This window comes from Desulfovibrio porci (genome assembly GCF_009696265.1).
Taxonomy (GTDB): Bacteria; Desulfobacterota; Desulfovibrionia; order Desulfovibrionales; family Desulfovibrionaceae; genus Desulfovibrio; species Desulfovibrio porci.
In genome coordinates this window covers 100,738-117,487 of record NZ_VUMH01000001.1, presented here as the reverse complement: position 1 = coordinate 117,487, position 16,750 = coordinate 100,738, and the positions used below count along the sequence as shown (strand labels likewise).

General features: G+C 54.9%; 15 protein-coding genes. 8 read left to right on the top strand and 7 right to left on the bottom strand.

The window, feature by feature from the left end; translation table 11 throughout:
• Window positions 1-168: 168 nt before the first annotated feature.
• The 7 genes from murC to FYJ44_RS00495 all read left to right on the top strand — a co-directional run bounded on the left by murC (window position 169) and on the right by FYJ44_RS00495 (window position 7,076).
• Complete coding sequence (gene murC / locus FYJ44_RS00525; protein ID WP_154508216.1) at window positions 169-1,542, top strand: UDP-N-acetylmuramate--L-alanine ligase; 1,374 nt, start codon at window positions 169-171, stop codon at window positions 1,540-1,542.
• Entirely contained in the window at window positions 1,535-2,425 is an 891-nt protein-coding gene (gene murB / locus FYJ44_RS00520; RefSeq protein ID WP_154508215.1) for a UDP-N-acetylmuramate dehydrogenase, read from the top strand. The genes murC and murB overlap by 8 nt, the downstream gene beginning before the upstream one ends.
• Window positions 2,410-3,300, top strand: a complete 891-nt coding sequence (locus FYJ44_RS00515; protein WP_288230948.1) for a cell division protein FtsQ/DivIB — start codon at window positions 2,410-2,412, stop codon at window positions 3,298-3,300. The genes murB and FYJ44_RS00515 overlap by 16 nt, the downstream gene beginning before the upstream one ends.
• Window positions 3,301-3,336: 36 nt before the next feature.
• Window positions 3,337-4,572 (top strand): cell division protein FtsA, encoded by a 1,236-nt coding sequence (gene ftsA / locus FYJ44_RS00510; protein WP_154508214.1) that lies wholly within the window; start codon window positions 3,337-3,339, stop codon window positions 4,570-4,572.
• A 43-nt stretch (window positions 4,573-4,615) separates the two neighbouring features.
• Entirely contained in the window at window positions 4,616-5,938 is a 1,323-nt protein-coding gene (gene ftsZ / locus FYJ44_RS00505; RefSeq protein ID WP_154508213.1) for a cell division protein FtsZ, read from the top strand.
• 251 nt (window positions 5,939-6,189) lie between these two features.
• Window positions 6,190-6,393 (top strand): dual CXXC motif small (seleno)protein, encoded by a 204-nt coding sequence (locus tag FYJ44_RS00500; RefSeq protein WP_154508212.1) that lies wholly within the window; start codon window positions 6,190-6,192, stop codon window positions 6,391-6,393.
• Between the two features lie 158 nt (window positions 6,394-6,551).
• Window positions 6,552-7,076, top strand: a complete 525-nt coding sequence (locus FYJ44_RS00495; protein WP_154508211.1) for a hypothetical protein — start codon at window positions 6,552-6,554, stop codon at window positions 7,074-7,076.
• A gap of 73 nt (window positions 7,077-7,149) precedes the next feature.
• On the opposite strand, the gene FYJ44_RS00490 is transcribed toward FYJ44_RS00495, so the two are convergent.
• Window positions 7,150-8,436 (bottom strand): BaiN/RdsA family NAD(P)/FAD-dependent oxidoreductase, encoded by a 1,287-nt coding sequence (locus FYJ44_RS00490; RefSeq protein ID WP_154508210.1) that lies wholly within the window; start codon window positions 8,434-8,436, stop codon window positions 7,150-7,152.
• A gap of 28 nt (window positions 8,437-8,464) precedes the next feature.
• Between FYJ44_RS00490 and FYJ44_RS00485 the strand changes: the two genes are divergently transcribed.
• Window positions 8,465-9,430 (top strand): YheT family hydrolase, encoded by a 966-nt coding sequence (locus FYJ44_RS00485; RefSeq protein WP_154508209.1) that lies wholly within the window; start codon window positions 8,465-8,467, stop codon window positions 9,428-9,430.
• 401 nt (window positions 9,431-9,831) lie between these two features.
• Here FYJ44_RS00485 and FYJ44_RS00480 read toward each other — a convergent pair whose 3' ends face one another.
• The 6 genes from FYJ44_RS00480 to FYJ44_RS00455 all read right to left on the bottom strand — a co-directional run bounded on the left by FYJ44_RS00480 (window position 9,832) and on the right by FYJ44_RS00455 (window position 16,750).
• Complete coding sequence (locus tag FYJ44_RS00480; RefSeq protein ID WP_154508208.1) at window positions 9,832-12,867, bottom strand: type I restriction endonuclease subunit R; 3,036 nt, start codon at window positions 12,865-12,867, stop codon at window positions 9,832-9,834.
• Window positions 12,864-13,394, bottom strand: a complete 531-nt coding sequence (locus FYJ44_RS00475) for a restriction endonuclease subunit S (RefSeq protein ID WP_154508207.1) — start codon at window positions 13,392-13,394, stop codon at window positions 12,864-12,866. The genes FYJ44_RS00480 and FYJ44_RS00475 overlap by 4 nt, the downstream gene beginning before the upstream one ends.
• A gap of 14 nt (window positions 13,395-13,408) precedes the next feature.
• Entirely contained in the window at window positions 13,409-14,104 is a 696-nt protein-coding gene (locus FYJ44_RS00470) for a restriction endonuclease subunit S (RefSeq protein WP_154508206.1), read from the bottom strand.
• On the bottom strand, window positions 14,101-14,640 hold the full coding sequence (fic, locus tag FYJ44_RS00465; protein WP_072337242.1) for a protein adenylyltransferase Fic: 540 nt from the start codon (window positions 14,638-14,640) through the stop codon (window positions 14,101-14,103). The genes FYJ44_RS00470 and fic overlap by 4 nt, the downstream gene beginning before the upstream one ends.
• 4 nt (window positions 14,641-14,644) lie before the next feature.
• Window positions 14,645-16,210, bottom strand: a complete 1,566-nt coding sequence (locus FYJ44_RS00460; protein WP_154508205.1) for a type I restriction-modification system subunit M — start codon at window positions 16,208-16,210, stop codon at window positions 14,645-14,647.
• Between the two features lie 156 nt (window positions 16,211-16,366).
• Window positions 16,367-16,750 carry a protein MobC gene (locus tag FYJ44_RS00455; protein WP_072337238.1) on the bottom strand — a complete coding sequence of 128 codons (384 nt, stop codon included), beginning with the start codon at window positions 16,748-16,750 and terminating at the stop codon, window positions 16,367-16,369.

Sequence of the window (16,750 nt, the reverse complement as noted above, 5' to 3'; positions counted from 1 at the left end):
GTTCTCTGTATCAGATTTCGCCTGCTTTCCGGTCGGGCGGCATAAAAGCGCATTCCCCTGAAGCAGGCTTGTCTTCCCGGCGAACAAAAAGCGTAATCCGGGTGGAAGATGTTTTGAGGTCGGAGGTATCTCCGTAAAATATCTAGATATTTTCTAAAGGTTTGGCGCATGAACAATAAAATTCGGCATATTCACATGGTGGGCATCGGCGGCGCGGGCATGAGCGGCATTGCCGAAGTTCTGCTCAATCAGGGTTATGAGATTTCCGGTTCGGACCTCAGTGATTCGGCGGTGGTCCGGCATCTGCGGAGCCTGGGCGCGCGCGTGGCCGTGGGTCATGCCGCTGAAAACGTGGGCGATGTGCAGGTGCTGGTCAAATCCACTGCCATCGGCGACGACAATCCCGAACTGGTGGAAGCCCGCCGCCGGAACATCGCCATCATCCCCCGCGCTGAAATGCTGGCCGAACTCATGCGCCTGCGCCAGGGCATCGCCATCGCGGGCACTCACGGCAAAACCACCACGACCTCGCTGACCGCTTCCATCTTCGACACCGCCGGGCTGGATCCCACGGTCATCATCGGAGGCCGTCTCAACGTCTACGGCACCAATGCCCATCTGGGCCACGGCAAGTACCTCATCGCCGAGGCCGACGAATCCGACGGTTCCTTCCTCTGCCTGCTGCCCATCATCAACGTGGTCACCAATGTGGATGAGGACCATCTGGACCACTACAAGAGCCGTGAAGGCATTGACGCGGCTTTTGTGCAGTTTATGAACAACGTGCCCTTCTACGGTATCAATGTGGTCTGCGGCGATGATCCCGGCGTGCGCGCCCTTTTGCCGCGCATCAAGCGTCCAGTGCTGACCTACGGTTTCGCGGCGGACAATCATCTGCGCGCCGTGCCGCTTGAAAGCGGACTGCGCAGCCGCTTCGAGGTTTGGCGCGGGGACGAAAAACTGGGCGAGGTAAGCCTGCCCCAGCCGGGCCGCCACAATATTCTCAACGCCCTGGCCGCCATAGGCGCGGCTATGGCCGCCGATATCGGCTTTGAACGCTGCGCCGAAGGCCTTGACGGCTTCGGCGGGGTGGGGCGGCGCTTTGAATTCAAGGGCGAAAAAGGCGGCGTGACCGTGGTGGACGACTACGGCCACCACCCGGCGGAAATCGCGGCCACCCTGGCCACAGCCCGGCAGGTTTTCCCCGGCAGGCGCATTGTGGCGGCTTTTCAGCCGCACCGCTTCAGCCGCACTCAGGCCCATTTCGGCGAATTCTGCAAGGTCTTTGACCAGGTGGATATGGTGCTGCTGACCGAAATTTACGCCGCGTCCGAAAAGCCCATTCCCGGCGTTTCCGGGCAGAGTTTGGCGCAGGGCGTGCAGCAGGTTTCCACCACGCCGGTGCACTATTACCAGACCCTGGATGCCATGGCCCAGGCTCTGCCGGAACTGTTGCGGGAAGGCGACGTGCTGCTGACTCTGGGCGCGGGCTCCATCACCCGTCTGGGCCCGGCCTGGCTGGAGGGACGCGGCCATGCGTGAAATTCCGCGTCCCAGTCTGGCGGAGCGGACCACCCTGCGCCTGGGCGGTACAGCCATTGCCGAACTGGTCCTGGAGGATGCGGCGGATCTGGCGGCTCTGTCCGGACGCCTGCGGGCTCTGGGCGGCAGCCCGTTGATTCTGGGCGCGGGCAGCAACATCCTGGCTCGCGACGGCGATCTGCCCCTGGTGCTTGTACGACCGCGCTTCATGCAAGGGCCGGATATCGTCGGCGAAAAAGACGGCAAAATTCTGGTGCGGGTCGGTGCGGGCGTCCCCCTGCCGCGTCTTCTGCGTTTTTGTGTCGCGCAAGGTTTGAGCGGCCTGGAAGGGCTGGTTGGCATACCCGGCAGCGTGGGCGGAGCCGTGGCTATGAACGCCGGTTCCTTTGGTACGGAAACTTGCAAATATATTGAATCAATTCAAGTGGTTAATAAAGAAACAGTGCGGCGTATCACTATTGACGCACTGCAATATGGCTATCGCGCGCTCTCAATCCCGGAAGAAAAAGAGGGATTCATGGTAGTTGAAGCCACTTTTGGCTTGACCGGAGCCGCAAGGGATGGCATCTCTAATCGCATGCGTCACAACTTTTTTGAGAAAAAGTCTAAACAACCTGTGACGGCCTGGAGCGCGGGATGCGTATTCAAAAATCCCGCGCCGAATATGCCCGCCGGAAAGCTTTTGGAACTGGCCGGGTATAAGGGAAAAAAGCTGGGCGGCATGGCCTTTTCAACCCTGCACGCCAATTTTTTGATCAATGAAGGCAGGGGCAGCGCGGATGCGGCCCTGACCCTGCTGCACGAAGCCCGGGAGGCCGTGCGGCAACGGTTCGGTCTTGCGCTGGAGCCGGAGGTCAGGATAGTGCCGTGCCCCTCTCGCTGAAGAAAAACGGTCGTAAGGCCCGCAACACCTACACGAAGGAAAAGCCCGCAAAGTCAATAGGACGTTCGCTTCCTTCGGTTCGCCTGCCGAAGTTTCTCAGCGGAATGTTCGGCTGGTTCACGCGCCTGGGCAGTCTGAAAAGCCTTGCGGCGCTGGCGGTGCTTCTGCTGACCGCGACGCTGGTGCTGGCCGGCGTGTGCGCGGCCTCTCTCTGGCTCTACAATAAGGCGGTCACCAGCGACTTTTTCACCACCAGGCATGTGGACGTGACCGGCAATGTGCGGCTTTCCCGCGAGATGGTGCTGCAATACGGCGGCATCAAAGAAGGCGACAACAGCCTGGCCGTGAGCATCGCCAAGGTGGAACGGAATCTGCGCCAGACTCCCTGGGTGGAAGAAGTTTCAGTCAAGCGCCTGCTGCCTGACAGGTTCGTGATCAAGCTGAAGGAGCGCATGCCCTCCTTCTGGGTGCACAAGGACGGCGTATTATATTACGCCAATGAGCGCGGCGGAATTATCGCGCCGGTGGAAAGCCGGAACTTTCTCTCCCTGCCCACCTTGCGCATTGAGCCCGGAGCCGAGGACGCCACGCGATACCTCGCGCGACTGATGAAGGATATGCAGAGCGGTGTGCTGCCTGTGGAGGCCGGGGCCATCGCCTCGGTGACCGTGAGTCCCGGCAGGGGCGTGGAAATTTATCTCGAAGACCGGGAAATGCGCCTTTCCATCGCCACCGACGACTGGAACGGCAATCTCGCCCGGATGAGTGTGACGCTGGGTGATCTGGCGCGGCGGCACGAACTGAAAAACGTGCGTGAAGTGCGCGCCGTCAAGGGTAATGTCTGGGTCATTCTTAATCAGTCCGCGCAAAACTGAGCCGGCGCGTGACGGGCGGGTTGTGAGGAGAACGTAATGAATAAGTCCGAGCTCATCGTAGGCCTTGACATCGGCACCACAAAGATCTGCGCCGTGGTCGGCGAACTTTCGGAGTCGGGTCTCGTGGATGTGGTGGGCATCGGCACAAGCGTTTCCACAGGCTTGCGCAAAGGCGTGGTGGTCAATATCGAGCAGACCGTGCAATCCATCCGCAAGGCCGTGGAAGACGCGGAGCTCATGGCCGGCTGCGAGATCCACTCCGTCTACGTGGGCATTGCCGGCAGCCATATCATGGGCATCAACAGCCACGGCGTCATCGCCGTCAAGGGCGGCGAAGTGGCCCAGCGCGACGTTGAGCGCGCCCTGGACGCGGCGCGGGCCGTGGCTATCCCGGCGGATCGCGAGGTGATCCACATCCTGCCCCAGGAATACATCGTGGACAACCAGCGCGGCATCGCCGACCCCTTGGGCATGGCCGGGGTACGCCTGGAGGTCAAGGTGCACATCGTCACCGGGGCCGTGTCCTCGGCGCAGAACATTGTGCGTTCCTGCCACCGCAGCCAGTTGGAAGTGTCGGACATCGCCCTGGAATCTCTGGCCTCGGCCAAGGCCGTGCTCACCGAGGAAGAGCGCGAGATCGGCGTTGCCCTGGTGGACTTGGGCGGCGGCACCACGGACATCGCGGTCTTCGCCAATGACGCCATCAAGCACACCGCCGTGCTGGCCCTGGGCGGGCAGAACCTCTCCAACGACATCGCCTTCGGCCTGCGCACGCCCATCGCCTCGGCGGAAAAGATCAAGATCAAGTACGGCTGCGCCCTTGCGGATCTGGTGCGCCACGACGAATTCATCGAAGTGCCCAGCGTGGGCGGGCGCGAACCGCGCCGCCTTTCGCGCCAGGTGCTGGCCGAAATCTGCGAGCCGCGCATGGAGGAGATTCTCTACCTGGTGGATCAGACTCTGGTGCGCTCCGGCTACAAGGACATGATCGGCGCGGGCGTGGTGCTGACCGGCGGTACGGCCCTGATGGAAGGCTGCCAAGAACTGGGCGAGCAAATTTTCAACCTGCCCACGCGCATCGGGTATCCACGCAATGTGGGCGGGCTTAAAGACGTGGTCAACAGCCCCAAGTTTTCAACGGCTGTGGGGTTGTTGCGCTACGGAGCGGAAAAGGAAATGTCCGGTCAGAAAAAGTTCACCACGCGCAGCGAGTCCGGCGTCTTTGACGGCGTGCTCTCGCGCATGAAGAAATGGTTCGCGGACATTTCATAAATCTCAAGCGGGCATCTGGGGACAGCAAAAACAGGAGAGGACCATGGCTCAGTCAATCGTTGACGATATTGACACTTCGTTGGCCGGCAGCGCCAAAATCAAGGTTATCGGCGTGGGCGGCGGCGGCGGCAATGCCGTGAAAAACATGATCGATTCCGGTTTGCAGGGTGTGCAGTTCGTCTGCGCCAACACGGATCTGCAGGCCTTGAACAAAAATACCGCGCCGCTCAAGGTGCAATTGGGCGAAAAGCTTACCAAGGGCCTCGGCGCCGGGGCCAATCCGTCCATCGGCCGTGAAGCCGCCGTGGAAAGCGTGAACGCCATCCGGGACGCCATCGGCGATGCGGACATGGTTTTCGTCACCGCGGGCATGGGCGGCGGCACGGGAACGGGCGCGGCCCCGGTGGTGGCCCAGGCCGCCAAGGAAATGGGCGCGCTGACCGTGGGAGTGGTCACCAAGCCCTTCAGCTTTGAAGGCGTCAAGCGCAAACGCGCGGCGGAAGCCGGTCTGGAGGAATTCAAGCAGCATGTGGACTGCCTGATCACCATTCCCAATGACCGTTTGCTGGCCTTCGCGCCCAAGAAAGCGCCGTTTTCCGAAATGCTGCAAAAGGCCAACGACGTGCTCTATTACGCCGTCAAAGGCATTTCCGACGTGATTGTGGGCGACGGCCTGATCAACCTTGACTTTGCCGATGTACGCACCACTATGTCTGAAGCGGGCCTTGCCCTTATGGGCACGGGCATGGCTTCGGGCGAGAATCGCGCCCGCGAGGCCGCCCAGCGCGCCATTATGAGTCCGCTGCTGGAAGACGTCTCTCTGGAGAGCGCCAAGGCGGTGCTCTACAACATCACTGCGCCCATGGACATCACGGCCGAGGAAATCGCAGAAATCGGCGACATAATCGGTGATGCCACGCCCGAGGACGCCAACATCATCTTCGGTGTGGTCTTTGACGAAAATATCGGGGACGAAATCCGCCTGACGGTCATCGCCACCGGCATTGAGTCTCCCCAGGCCGTGCAGCCCGTGCAGGCTCCCGTCGCCTCGGTGACGAACTTCCGCCAGCCCGGCCCGGATGCCGTCATGGCCGAGCCGCGCCGCCGCCAGTTGGGCCGCCCGCAGCAGCAGGGCAATCTGGTGCAGGAGCCGCAGGATGAACCGGAAATGCGCCTGCCCCGCGCCACCCGCCGCTCGGAAGTGGAGCGCTGGTATGACGAAAAGAGCAACCGCCCGCCGTACCTGCTCAAGCGCGAGGCCATGGGTCAGAGCCGTCGTCGGCCTCACAATCCCGGTCAGGACGATTTTACCTATGACGAGGACGATTTCGAAATTCCGACTTTTATCCGGACCCAGGCCGACTAGCGCATACATGCCGGGTTTTCAGGTTCACAATTTTCAGGGCTTGCCTCTTCGGCCCTGAAATGCCCGCCGGGAGCCCCATTGGGGGGCTCCCAGTGCGGGGCAATACTGTTCGTATTTGTCCGTGAAGCCTTTGGCAGCGCGGGCTTTTTTGTTTTTTATAGTTATGACTGTTCGTCATAGTCCGTTGACTTCCACGCCATTTTAGGCGCAACTAGTGGGACAACAATGGCGACATCAAAGAGGAGTTGTCCATGGCTTTTTTCGCCGCCCGTGATGCCGAAACCTCTCTTGTCTGCCCCCGCTGCGGGGCACGGCTGCATATTGGCCGCAGCTGTCACGAAGTCCACATGCATTGCCCGGCCTGCAAGGCGCAATTTCCGCTTAATGAATATATCAGCCAGGCGGACGAAGCCATGGAGCGTTTTCTCGAAAACGTTTACTGCGACAGAGTATAGCACGCGTCAGATTTTTTTAGTTCTTGAAGAGGCCGAAAGACCATCCATGCGCCGGTAGCGTAGGACTGCTGGTTTTGCTTTGAAATGGATCGCTTTTCAGAAGCGCTGTTGTTTTTACTTGTGGACGCTGGAGAATAGGGTCCAAAAGGAGAGCGGATATGTCGATTGGCTGGGCGGAACATTTTAATTTTGAAATTTTCTCACAGACAACGCCGCAAAAATTTTCCGGTTTTGTGACTGTTGCTAAATTAAGTAAGGAGAGCTGCCGGCAGGCGCCAGAGCAGCCTGGAGTGTATATGGTGTACTCGCCAAGCTGCAATTGTCCGCGGTTTTGCAACCCGGGATCAGGGGGACATTTTAGAGGAAAAGATCCAAATGTTACCCTGGAGAAACTAAAGGAAAAATGGGTGGAAAAAGCGCATATCATTTATATTGGCAAGGCCGGGAGCGCCAACAGCAAGGCCACATTGCGTTCCCGCCTTACCCAATATATGCGCTTTGGTGAGGAGAAACCCGTTCCGCATTGGGGCGGGCGTTATCTTTGGCAGGTTCCGTATGCGAAGGCGTGCCTCGTTGCCTGGCGGGCAATACCTGGCGAAGAATCCAGGAAGTACGAGAAAGAACTTCTGAAAGGTTTCAAAAAATGCTACGCTAAATTGCCTTTCGCCAACTTGTGCGGCTGAACGCCTTGAATGAGAATGACATATAACGACTTTGCCCGGTGTTGATAGCACCTTGGGCGAACGCCGGCTCTCTTTATTTCAGGATATTCCGCCCGGCGGCCATGCCGCTGGCCCAGGCCCAGTGCAGGTTATAGCCGCCCAGCAGGCCGGTCACGTCCAGCAGTTCTCCAATGATGTACAGGTTGGGCCGGAGCAGGCTGCGCATGGTTTGCGGGTCAATTTCGCGCGTGTCCACGCCCCCGGCGCAGACTTCGGCTTTTTTCAGGCCCGCCGTGCCGCTGGGCGTCAGGATACGGGCCTGCATGGCGTTTGTGATTTCCCGGCGTGCGGCGCGGGACAGCTCAGCAATTTTGCGCCGGGCAAGAGAGGGGGGCAGCAGGGCGTCCGCCAGGCGCTGGGGCAGATGGCGGGCCAGCAGAGTCCGCGCGGTCTGACGTCCCGCCTGGGGAGCGTCCAGCAGCGCTTCCACGTTCCGGCCGGGCAGAAAGTCCACACACAGCGGTGCGCCTTCGCGCCAGAACAACGAGGCTTTGAGCGCCGCCGGGCCGCTCAGCCCGTCATGGGTGAAAAGCAGATCGTCTTCCCAGACGCATTCCGTGTCGTTTTCGCACGCCGTTTCGGGCAGGCTGATCCGCACCGGCAGGCTGATGCCGGCAAGGTCCAGCAGGGCCGCGCCAGCGGGATCGTCTGCGGCCAGGCGCAGAGGAACAAGTGCCGGACGCGGCGGAATGACCGTATGCCCCAGACTCTGGGCCAGTCGGTAGCCCATGCCACTGCCGCCGGCCTGCGGCCAGGCCGGGCTGCCCAAAGCCAGCACCAGAGCCTTGCCGTGCCAGAGCGTGCCGCCGGCTTCCACCTGGAAACGCTCACCGCCAAAGCTGACGCCGCTTGCGGCGGTGTCGCAGAGCAGGCGGCAGCCGCGTTCCCGGCAGTCGCGCACCAGGGCCCGGACCAGACGTTGGGCCGGAACCGTCAGGAACAACTGGCCGTGCGCGCGTTCCTCCACAGGCAGATTCCAGGCGCGCGTCAGGGCCAGCATGTCTTCCGGTCTGAAAGAAGCCAGAGCCGGACTGCAGAAGTCCTGGCTGTGGTGGCAGTAATAATCCTGCGGCCTGATAGCGCGGTTGGTGAAATTGGCTTTGCCTCCGCCGCTGACGGCCAGCTTGCGGCCGGGCACGGCGGCGCGCTCCAGCAGCAGCACGCGCAGACCTCGTCCGGCGGCCTCGCGCGCGCAAAGCAGGCCGGCGGCCCCGGCGCCCAGAATGATCACATCCGCTTTCGCGGCAGTATCCGTCCGGCGTCCGGCCCCGGCATTTGACAGCTTTTCCCGGTGCGGGCTACTAGTATGAACTGCGCACATGCCGCAAGCCTACACGAGGCCTTTGTCCATGCCAATACTTCCATCCCGCTATACGGCCCCGCCGGGGCTCTCCAACGGCCATCTGAACACCATCTGGCCGGTGTTTTTCCGTCCCAAACCCGCTTTGCCCGACGGCCTGCGACGCATCCGCATTGACACGCCGGACGGCGATTTTCTGGATCTGGATCTGCATCCATGTGCCTTGGGAGCGCTGCGTGGTCTGGCCATTCTCTCACACGGGCTGGAGGGCAACAGTCGCCGCAAGTATATTCTGGGTCTGGCGCGAGCCCTGACGGCACGGGGCTTTCAGGTGTTGGCCTGGAATATGCGCTCCTGCTCCGGTGAACCCAACCACACCGACCGCCTCTATCACATGGGCGAGATCAGCGATCTGGGCGCAGTGGTCCGCTACGCGGAATCCTTTGATCTGCCCATACTGCTGGCGGGCTTCAGCATGGGCGGCAATCAGATCTGCCGCTATCTGGCCCGAGGGCCGGTTTCGCGGCTGGTGCGCGCGGCTGTGGCCGTATCCGTGCCCTGCGATCTGGCAAGCGCGGCCCCGGTTATGGACGGGTCCTCCTGCCGGCTGTATATGGCCTATTTTCTGCGTACTTTGCGGGGCAAGGTGCGGGAAAAAGCGGCCCGCTTTCCGCACTATCCTTCGTTGGAAGGTCTGGAGCGCATCCGCACCTTCGCGGAATTCGACGAGCGTTTCACTGCTCCGGTCTATGGTTTTTCCTCGGCGCGCGACTATTGGCAAAAAAACAGCGTCCTGCCAGATCTGCCCGCCATCCAGCTTCCCCTGTACCTGTTGATGGCCGCTGATGATCCCTTCTGTTCCCAGTCCTGCTATCCTTGGGATACGGCGCGAAAAAATGCCCGCCTGTATCTTGAGGTGGCTCCGCACGGCGGACATGTGGGTTTTGTACAGCGGGGCCCGCTGTACTACAGCGAGCGACGGGCGATGGAGTTCATCGGCAAAATCTGGGAATGATCCGGGGCGGCCTTTCAGAGTGGCGGGATTTCTCTGGAATCTGGGGAAGTCTTGTCATGAAAAATATCTCAAGAGACATACGTATCGGCAGTGACTGGTGAGCAAGGTCACACTAAGCTTGATAACACAAGAACGGCAAGGTTTTGACACCTTGCCGTTCTTGTATAAATACTAAAATTTGGCGTCCCCAAGGGGATAAAAATATTAATTTATCTATTTGATTTTACATATTATTATAAAAATATTTTTTAGGAGTACCTCCAAAAATACCCTCAAAACTAAAAATTTGTAAGATTCTTTCTTGGGCCTCTTTGGACACTACCCCTCTCACCGATAGAGACACACAGATAATCAAAAATTTCCATATGATAAAGTTAAATAATGGTTGTGCGAATGAAACATTAAACAATGCCAATGTATTTTTCAAAAAACTCCTTTAGTCTATCTATAATCCCTTTTTTCTTTTCGCTGCTTTTTATGTCAAACGGATTACTCGGCGGCATGATTTTCTGAATATCCTCGCCTATCGTTTTCAGTTCGCCACTACGGAAGGCGTTATCCAGAAATTTTCTGGTTTCTTCCGGTTGCAGTTTTTCCCGTGCGATGAGGGCCTTTATATCAGCCTCACGGCGTTCATCAACATAGCGCCTCCAGTCCTCGCTCACAGAAGCGGAGACATTGATATCGGCAATAAAACCCTCAATGAGTTCTTTTTTGCTGCGCAGTTCAATACTTGAATTGATAGCTGTGCCGATGGACGCGAGGATGGTCTTGTCTTTGCCGTGGGAAGCGCGGTATTTTTCGACCAGCATCAGGATATAGTCGATATTGATTTCCACCTGCCGTACCAGTTCCATTTCAAAGACCACATCAGATGTAATGTCTTCCTTTTCCACCTTGCCGGGCCGATGTTTCTGATAGAGATCAAGATACATACTCTGATAGTCCTGCAATTGTCGCTCGGACAGAATTTCATTGCCCTTGAAATCGTCAAACGCTGTCAGAATATTCCGCATCCTCAGAATTGAACCAAAGAGCGCGATAAAATCTTTCTCGTCCTGCTCGCCGATGATAGACTGCTCAAGAGGAAAGCGCGTCAGCAGGTTTTCTATCAGTTCTTTATAGCCACTTGTATGTTTTGTATCACCATCTGATTTTTCCTCATCAAAACCATTATAGTAGTCTTCATACGTCTTCAGCAGTACGACACCGCCCGCATCCTTGTTGCCGAACAGCGCAATGGCGTCATCCGTTTCCTTCTGCAAATCACGAAAACAGACGATATTGCCGAAGGTCTTGACCGAATTGAGAATGCGATTGGTGCGGGAATATGCCTGTATCAGGCTGTGGTATTTGAGATTTTTGTCCACCCACAGGGTATTAAGGGTTGTCGCGTCAAAACCAGTGAGAAACATGTTGACCACCACAAGGAGGTCAATCTCACGGTTTTTCATGCGCTGCGACAGGTCTTTATAGTAGTTCTGGAACTTGTCGGCCGATGTATCGTAGTTGGTGCTGAATATCGTGTTGTAGTCGGTAATGGCGGATTCCAGAAAATCGCGCGATGTGGCATCGAGACCGGCGGTATCAAAGCTTTCATCGGCAATAGCATCTTCGGGATCGGCTTCGTTGGGATTGAAACTGAAGATAGTAGCTATGGTCATTTCCCGACGCAGTTCCGCCAGTTGCTTTTTCAATTCCTTGTAATAGGCGATAGCCATGGGAATGGAGCTGACGGCCAGGATGGAATTAAATCCCGACACGCGCTGACCTTTCAGAGAGTAAAAGCTGTTGCGCTTGGTCTTCTGGTCAAAATGCTCGATAATGTATCTGACCACACCCGAGATACGCTCCGGTGCGGCAAGGGCCTTTTCAATATCAATGGCCTGGACTTTGTAATCCCTGACGTTTTCCGCCATCTTCACAGTATTGATGTAATCAATGCGGAACGGCAACACGTTGCCGTCATTAATGGCGTTGACGATGGTGTAGGTGTGCAGTTTATCACCGAAAGCCTGTTCTGTGGTCTTTAACAAGGGATTGCCGCCCGTTCCGGCATTGACCGCAAAAATGGGCGTACCGGTAAAACCGAACAGGTGGTATTGCCTGAACGCCTTGACAATGGCCGTGTGCAAATCGCCAAACTGGGAACGGTGGCATTCGTCAAAAATGAGTACGATACGCTGCTGGAAAACGGGATGTTTGGGGTTGCGCCTAATGAAAATGCCCAGCTTTTGAATAGTCGTGATGATGATATGGCAGCCGGAATCTTCCAGTTGCCGTGTCAGTACGGAAACGGAATTGTTGCCGTTGGCCGCGCCTTTTTCAAAGCGGTCGTACTCCTTGATGGTCTGGTAATCCAAATCTTTGCGGTCAACCACAAAAAGCACCTTGTCCACATAGGGAAGGCGTGTGGCAAGCTGGGCCGTCTTGAAGGAAGTCAGCGTTTTACCGGAACCCGTGGTGTGCCAGATATAGCCTCCGCCTTCCACGCTTCCCGCTTTTTTATAGTTGTGGGCTATTTCCAGTCGTTGCAAAATACGCTCGGTGGCCGTTATTTGATAAGGACGCATTACCAGCAGCATTTTTTCGGTAGTGAACACACAGAACCGGGTAAGGATATTCAGCAGGGTATGGCGGGCAAAGAATGTCTTGGTAAAGTCCACAAGATCAGCAATGACGGTATTGTTGCCGTCCGCCCAATAGGAAGTGAACTCGAAAGAGTTGCTGGTCTTTTTGCTCTTGCGCCTACCGCTGTTATTCTGTTCCCTGACGTGAGCCTCCCGGGTGGTATTGGAATAATATTTGGTATGCGTACCATTGGAAATGACGAATATCTGTACATATTCATACAGCCCGGACCCGGCCCAGAAGCTGTCACGCTGATAGCGCTTTATCTGGTTAAAAGCTTCCCGGATGGGCACCCCTCGGCGCTTCAACTCCACATGCGCCAAAGGCAGGCCATTGACCAGAATAGTCACGTCATACCGTGTCTGATAGGTTCCCGCACTCTCTTCATACTGATTGATGACCTGAAGACGGTTGTTGTGAATGTTTTTCTTGTCCAGCAGCGTGATATTTTTTGTTGTACCGTCATCTCTGGTCAGGTTGATGACACAATCTTCCTGAATGCGACGCGTCTTTTCCTCAATGCCTTCATTGGCATTGGCAAGGTGCTGCGTAAAGAAGCGTCGCCACTCCTGGTCAGAAAAAGTATAGTTGTTGAGCAATTCCAACTGGCGGCGCAGATTGTCCACAAGTGCGGCTTCATTGTGTACAGACAAATATTCATAGCCCTGCGAACTCAGTTGGCGGATGAATTCTTTCTCCAGATCCGCTTCGCTCTGATAGGCGTCGGAACGGATTCTGGAGGGAGTATATTCGGCTACAACCGTGCTTTCCGGGCATTGCGCCACCATGTTGAAACGGGTCGTCATACGGCTTCCTTGAAAGTCAGCAGCTTGTCGCGGCAATATTCATACTGCTTTTTACGCGCCTCAATTTCCGCGGGCAGGCCGCTGGTCAGGTCATTGCAAAGAGCATCAAAACGGTCGAGGATGGAAACGATGCGGGCTTGTTCGGCAAGAGGGGGGACGGGGATGAGATAATTATCCAGCATATGACGTCGAATGGAAGTAACAGAAGCATGTACCGCGTTTTTTGTTATATAGCTAAGAAAGTTTGCTTTCATATAATAAAAAAAGAATTTTGATAGGATTCTACTATCCGTTATCCGTATTCGATATGCCCTCTGATGTAGAGCATATTTCCCCTCAACAAAATGAAAAACTTTTCCAACCCCAACGCCATCTCCCGCAGTAACAATAGCTGTCTCATCAAACTCCCATGTATTTTTTCTTAGGACATCCTGAGAGCGTACATAAAATGGATATTTCCCATCCTCGATAAACTCATTTGTATTACTACTCCCTGTACTTATACTCGCGACACATCCTAAATTCATCCATTGAACGCTACTTACCGCTGTCTGTCTGTCTGTCTGTCTGTCTGTCTGTCTGTCTGGGAGGTCGCCCCTCTCTTATCAAATGTCAAGAGGGAATCTCTGTAATATTGATATTGCTGCTTTCTTTTGTTAAGTTCTGCGGTAAGTTCTGCGGTAAGTTCTGCGGTAAGTTCTGCGAAATTGTCTAATATCCTTACTATCTCTTCCTGAACAGGAAGTGGGGGGACGGGGATTAAGATTTTTTGTATGGACGGAACACTTGAATGAACTACTTTACTTTTTACCTTTCCCTTGCTTTTTTGAGATTGAGCAGACTTTGTTGATAACGCATAACTGAGATACTTAGGATTTTGACTATGTTTCATTACAACGATATCACCACCGGCAAGGCATCTTTCATTTCCTATATATACACATGATTTTGCAATATCTTCAACATTTTCACCTGTAATTGCAAAAAGAACATCTCCATATTCAAAATATTTTTTATTCAAAATAAGTGATTCATCGGTAAATGAAACACATTTGTCAAACCAAATATCATATGTCGTATAAATTTCACCGTATCTTACACAAGGAATCCCTTGATCTCGAATTTGGTCTCGTGTAATACCAGATCCTCTATAAATAGATAAAGCAATCTCCCCGAGAGATTTATATTCCATCCCATTGGGGCACAACTCCGTAATAAGTTCTTCAAGTCTGCTCATTTTCTGTACCCTTCATAATAATAGGACTGCTCGATTCCCTTGAAGATAACTTCACGGTCGTTGACTTTATCCGTCAGATGGGGCTGGATAAGCGCACGCAACTCCAAATCATTCACTGGGCTGCGCTCCATGGCCTGAAGATAGGCATCCCTGTCTATCCGCTGCCAGTCCACCACCCTGCCCAAGTTCTTCTTCAGCATCATATCCAGCCAAATGCGTGTAGCGCGGCCGTTTCCTTCCCGGAAGGGATGGGCAATGTTCATCTCCACATATTTGGCGATGATTTCTTCAAAGGCCGTTTCCGGCATTTTTTCGATAACAGCCAGAATTTCTTTCAGGTACAGACAGTTGGCAAAGCGAAAGTTGCCCTTGGCGATATTGACGGTGCGTATCTGCCCGGCAAAGTCGTACAGACCGTCAAAAAGCCAGGCATGTATTTGTTGCAGGCCTTTTGTCGTGCCCACTTCCATACGGTCAATGTCGCCGCTTTCGAACAGACGCTGCGCGTTGGCAAGGCTGCGTTCATCAATATTCATGGCGTCAGCTCTCTATTTCGGCGATGATTTTGTCAATTTCAGCGCGAAGCACGGCTTCACGCGCCACGATCTCTTCAATCTGCCTGTTGAGCTGGCGAATATCTATGACTTCCCGCTTGTCCTCCTGCTCCACATAGGTGCTGACGGAAAGATTATAGCCCTGAGCCCCGATTTCGGCGCTGGGGACGACTCTGGCAAAGTGTTTTTCGTCCTTTCTGCTGATAAAGGCATCAAGAATCTTCCCGGTATTGGCGTCCGTCAGCTTGTTGGAATTGGTCGCCTTCACGCACTCGGCGGAAGCGTCAATGAACAGTACCGTACTATCCTTCTTGCCCTTTTTCAACACCATGATACAGGTGGCAATGGTCGTCCCGAAAAAGAGGTTGTCCGGCAACTGAATGACGCAATCCACATAGTTATTGTCTACGAGGTACTTGCGGATCTTTCCTTCCTTGCCGCCCCGATACATGACGCCGGGAAAACAGACAATGGCCGCCGTACCGTCAGCGGACAACCACGACAGGGCATGGAGAATAAAGGCGAGGTCGGCCTTGGATTTCGGCGCAAGCACTCCGGCGGGAGCAAAACGAGGGTCATTGATGAGAACCGGATTATCTTCCCCAGCCCATTTGATGGAATACGGAGGATTGGAAACAATAGCCTGAAACGGTTCATCATCCCAGTGTTGCGGATCGGTCAGCGTGTCACCAAGGGCGATGTCGAACTTGTCATATCCCACATCATGCAGGAACATATTGATTCGGCAAAGGTTATACGTCGTAATATTGATCTCCTGACCAAAAAATCCGTCACGCACGTTTTCCGTGCCAAGTATCTTGGCGAATTTCAGCAACAGGGAACCGGAGCCGCAGGCCGGGTCATAAACCTTGTTGACCGTTGTTTTGCCGACGGTGGTTATTCTGGCAAGAAGCTCCGAAACCTCCTGCGGCGTATAATATTCCCCGCCGCTTTTACCCGCATTGGAAGCATACATGCCCATGAGGAATTCATAGGCATCGCCGAAAGCATCAATGGTATTGTCCTGATAATTGCTGCCGAGATTCATGCCCTGAACGCCTTGCAGCAGTTTGACCAGCTTTTCATTGCGTTTGGCTACGGTATCGCCCAGTTTTTTGTTGTTGACGTCCATATCGTCAAACAGACCTTTAAAATTGTCTTCGCTTTCCGAACCGGAGGCGGATTCCTCTATATGCTTGAATGTCTTTTCCAGCGTTTCATTCAGATTGTCGTCCTGTGCGGCATTCCGGCAGACATTGGCAAAAAGTTCACTCGGCAGAATGAAAAAGCCCTTGGTGGAGACCATTTCCCGACGGGCTGTTTCCGCTTTCTCATCGGGCATATTTGCGTAGTCAAAACCGTCGAACCCAGCATCCGCCATCCTCTTGTTGAGATAGACCGTCAGATTTTCGGAAATATACCGGTAGAACAGCATCCCCAGGACATACTGCTTGAAGTCCCAGCCATCGACGCTTCCACGAAGGTCATTGGCGATGTTCCATATGGCGCGGTGAAGTTCCGCGCGTTCCTGCTCTTTTCTGTTGTCGGCCATCTACAAATATCTCCTGATAGCGGGGAATGCGATTTCTCCGAAAATATCAAGAGATAGGTCAATTTTCAATCGCTTTACAGTCTGGTGAAAAACAGGGAGGCAATCCGCAAATCGCCTCCCATGTCGCTGTCTTGGGAATACTTCCTGTTGATAACATTATAACTCTTCGTCAGGGATGTCCGGCTGAACAAATCCACCTCCGCATCTGTCCGATTCGCGGATGCAGGCAGAGGGCGTGGAAGCCGCCGTTTTCTTCAAGGCGGGGCGGGGTGTGTCTCTCTTCTTTTCTTTCCGGCGTCTGAACTCGCTCAGGTATTTGGCGAGGGTCGGAGCCTTCACTTCAATGCCTTTTTCGTGCAGGCGCTCGACAATCTCCTGTGTGCCGAAACCGCGCTTCTTCATACGCTCCAGAGTCGGTGCCAGAGCAAAGACTGCTTCCTTTACGGACATGGTTCGATTCCCGTCCAGTGTGACGGAAGCGGGTTTAAGAGCAGCAAATTCCTGTCTGATTTCCTTCAATTGTGTTGTGGTGATGGTCAT

Excerpts from the sequence above, each read along its gene's own strand:
- murC (WP_154508216.1), top strand. The coding sequence starts at position 169 with ATGAACAATAAAATTCGGCATATTCACATGGTGGGCATCGGCGGCGCG.
- murB (WP_154508215.1), top strand. The coding sequence starts at position 1,535 with ATGCGTGAAATTCCGCGTCCCAGTCTGGCGGAGCGGACCACCCTGCGC.
- ftsA (WP_154508214.1), top strand. The coding sequence starts at position 3,337 with ATGAATAAGTCCGAGCTCATCGTAGGCCTTGACATCGGCACCACAAAG.
- ftsZ (WP_154508213.1), top strand. The coding sequence starts at position 4,616 with ATGGCTCAGTCAATCGTTGACGATATTGACACTTCGTTGGCCGGCAGC.
- FYJ44_RS00500 (WP_154508212.1), top strand. The coding sequence starts at position 6,190 with ATGGCTTTTTTCGCCGCCCGTGATGCCGAAACCTCTCTTGTCTGCCCC.
- FYJ44_RS00495 (WP_154508211.1), top strand. The coding sequence starts at position 6,552 with ATGTCGATTGGCTGGGCGGAACATTTTAATTTTGAAATTTTCTCACAG.
- FYJ44_RS00490 (WP_154508210.1), bottom strand. The coding sequence starts at position 8,436 with ATGTGCGCAGTTCATACTAGTAGCCCGCACCGGGAAAAGCTGTCAAAT.
- FYJ44_RS00485 (WP_154508209.1), top strand. The coding sequence starts at position 8,465 with ATGCCAATACTTCCATCCCGCTATACGGCCCCGCCGGGGCTCTCCAAC.
- FYJ44_RS00480 (WP_154508208.1), bottom strand. The coding sequence starts at position 12,867 with ATGACGACCCGTTTCAACATGGTGGCGCAATGCCCGGAAAGCACGGTT.
- FYJ44_RS00475 (WP_154508207.1), bottom strand. The coding sequence starts at position 13,394 with ATGAATTTAGGATGTGTCGCGAGTATAAGTACAGGGAGTAGTAATACA.
- FYJ44_RS00470 (WP_154508206.1), bottom strand. The coding sequence starts at position 14,104 with ATGAGCAGACTTGAAGAACTTATTACGGAGTTGTGCCCCAATGGGATG.
- fic (WP_072337242.1), bottom strand. The coding sequence starts at position 14,640 with ATGAATATTGATGAACGCAGCCTTGCCAACGCGCAGCGTCTGTTCGAA.
- FYJ44_RS00460 (WP_154508205.1), bottom strand. The coding sequence starts at position 16,210 with ATGGCCGACAACAGAAAAGAGCAGGAACGCGCGGAACTTCACCGCGCC.
- FYJ44_RS00455 (WP_072337238.1), bottom strand. The coding sequence starts at position 16,750 with ATGACCATCACCACAACACAATTGAAGGAAATCAGACAGGAATTTGCT.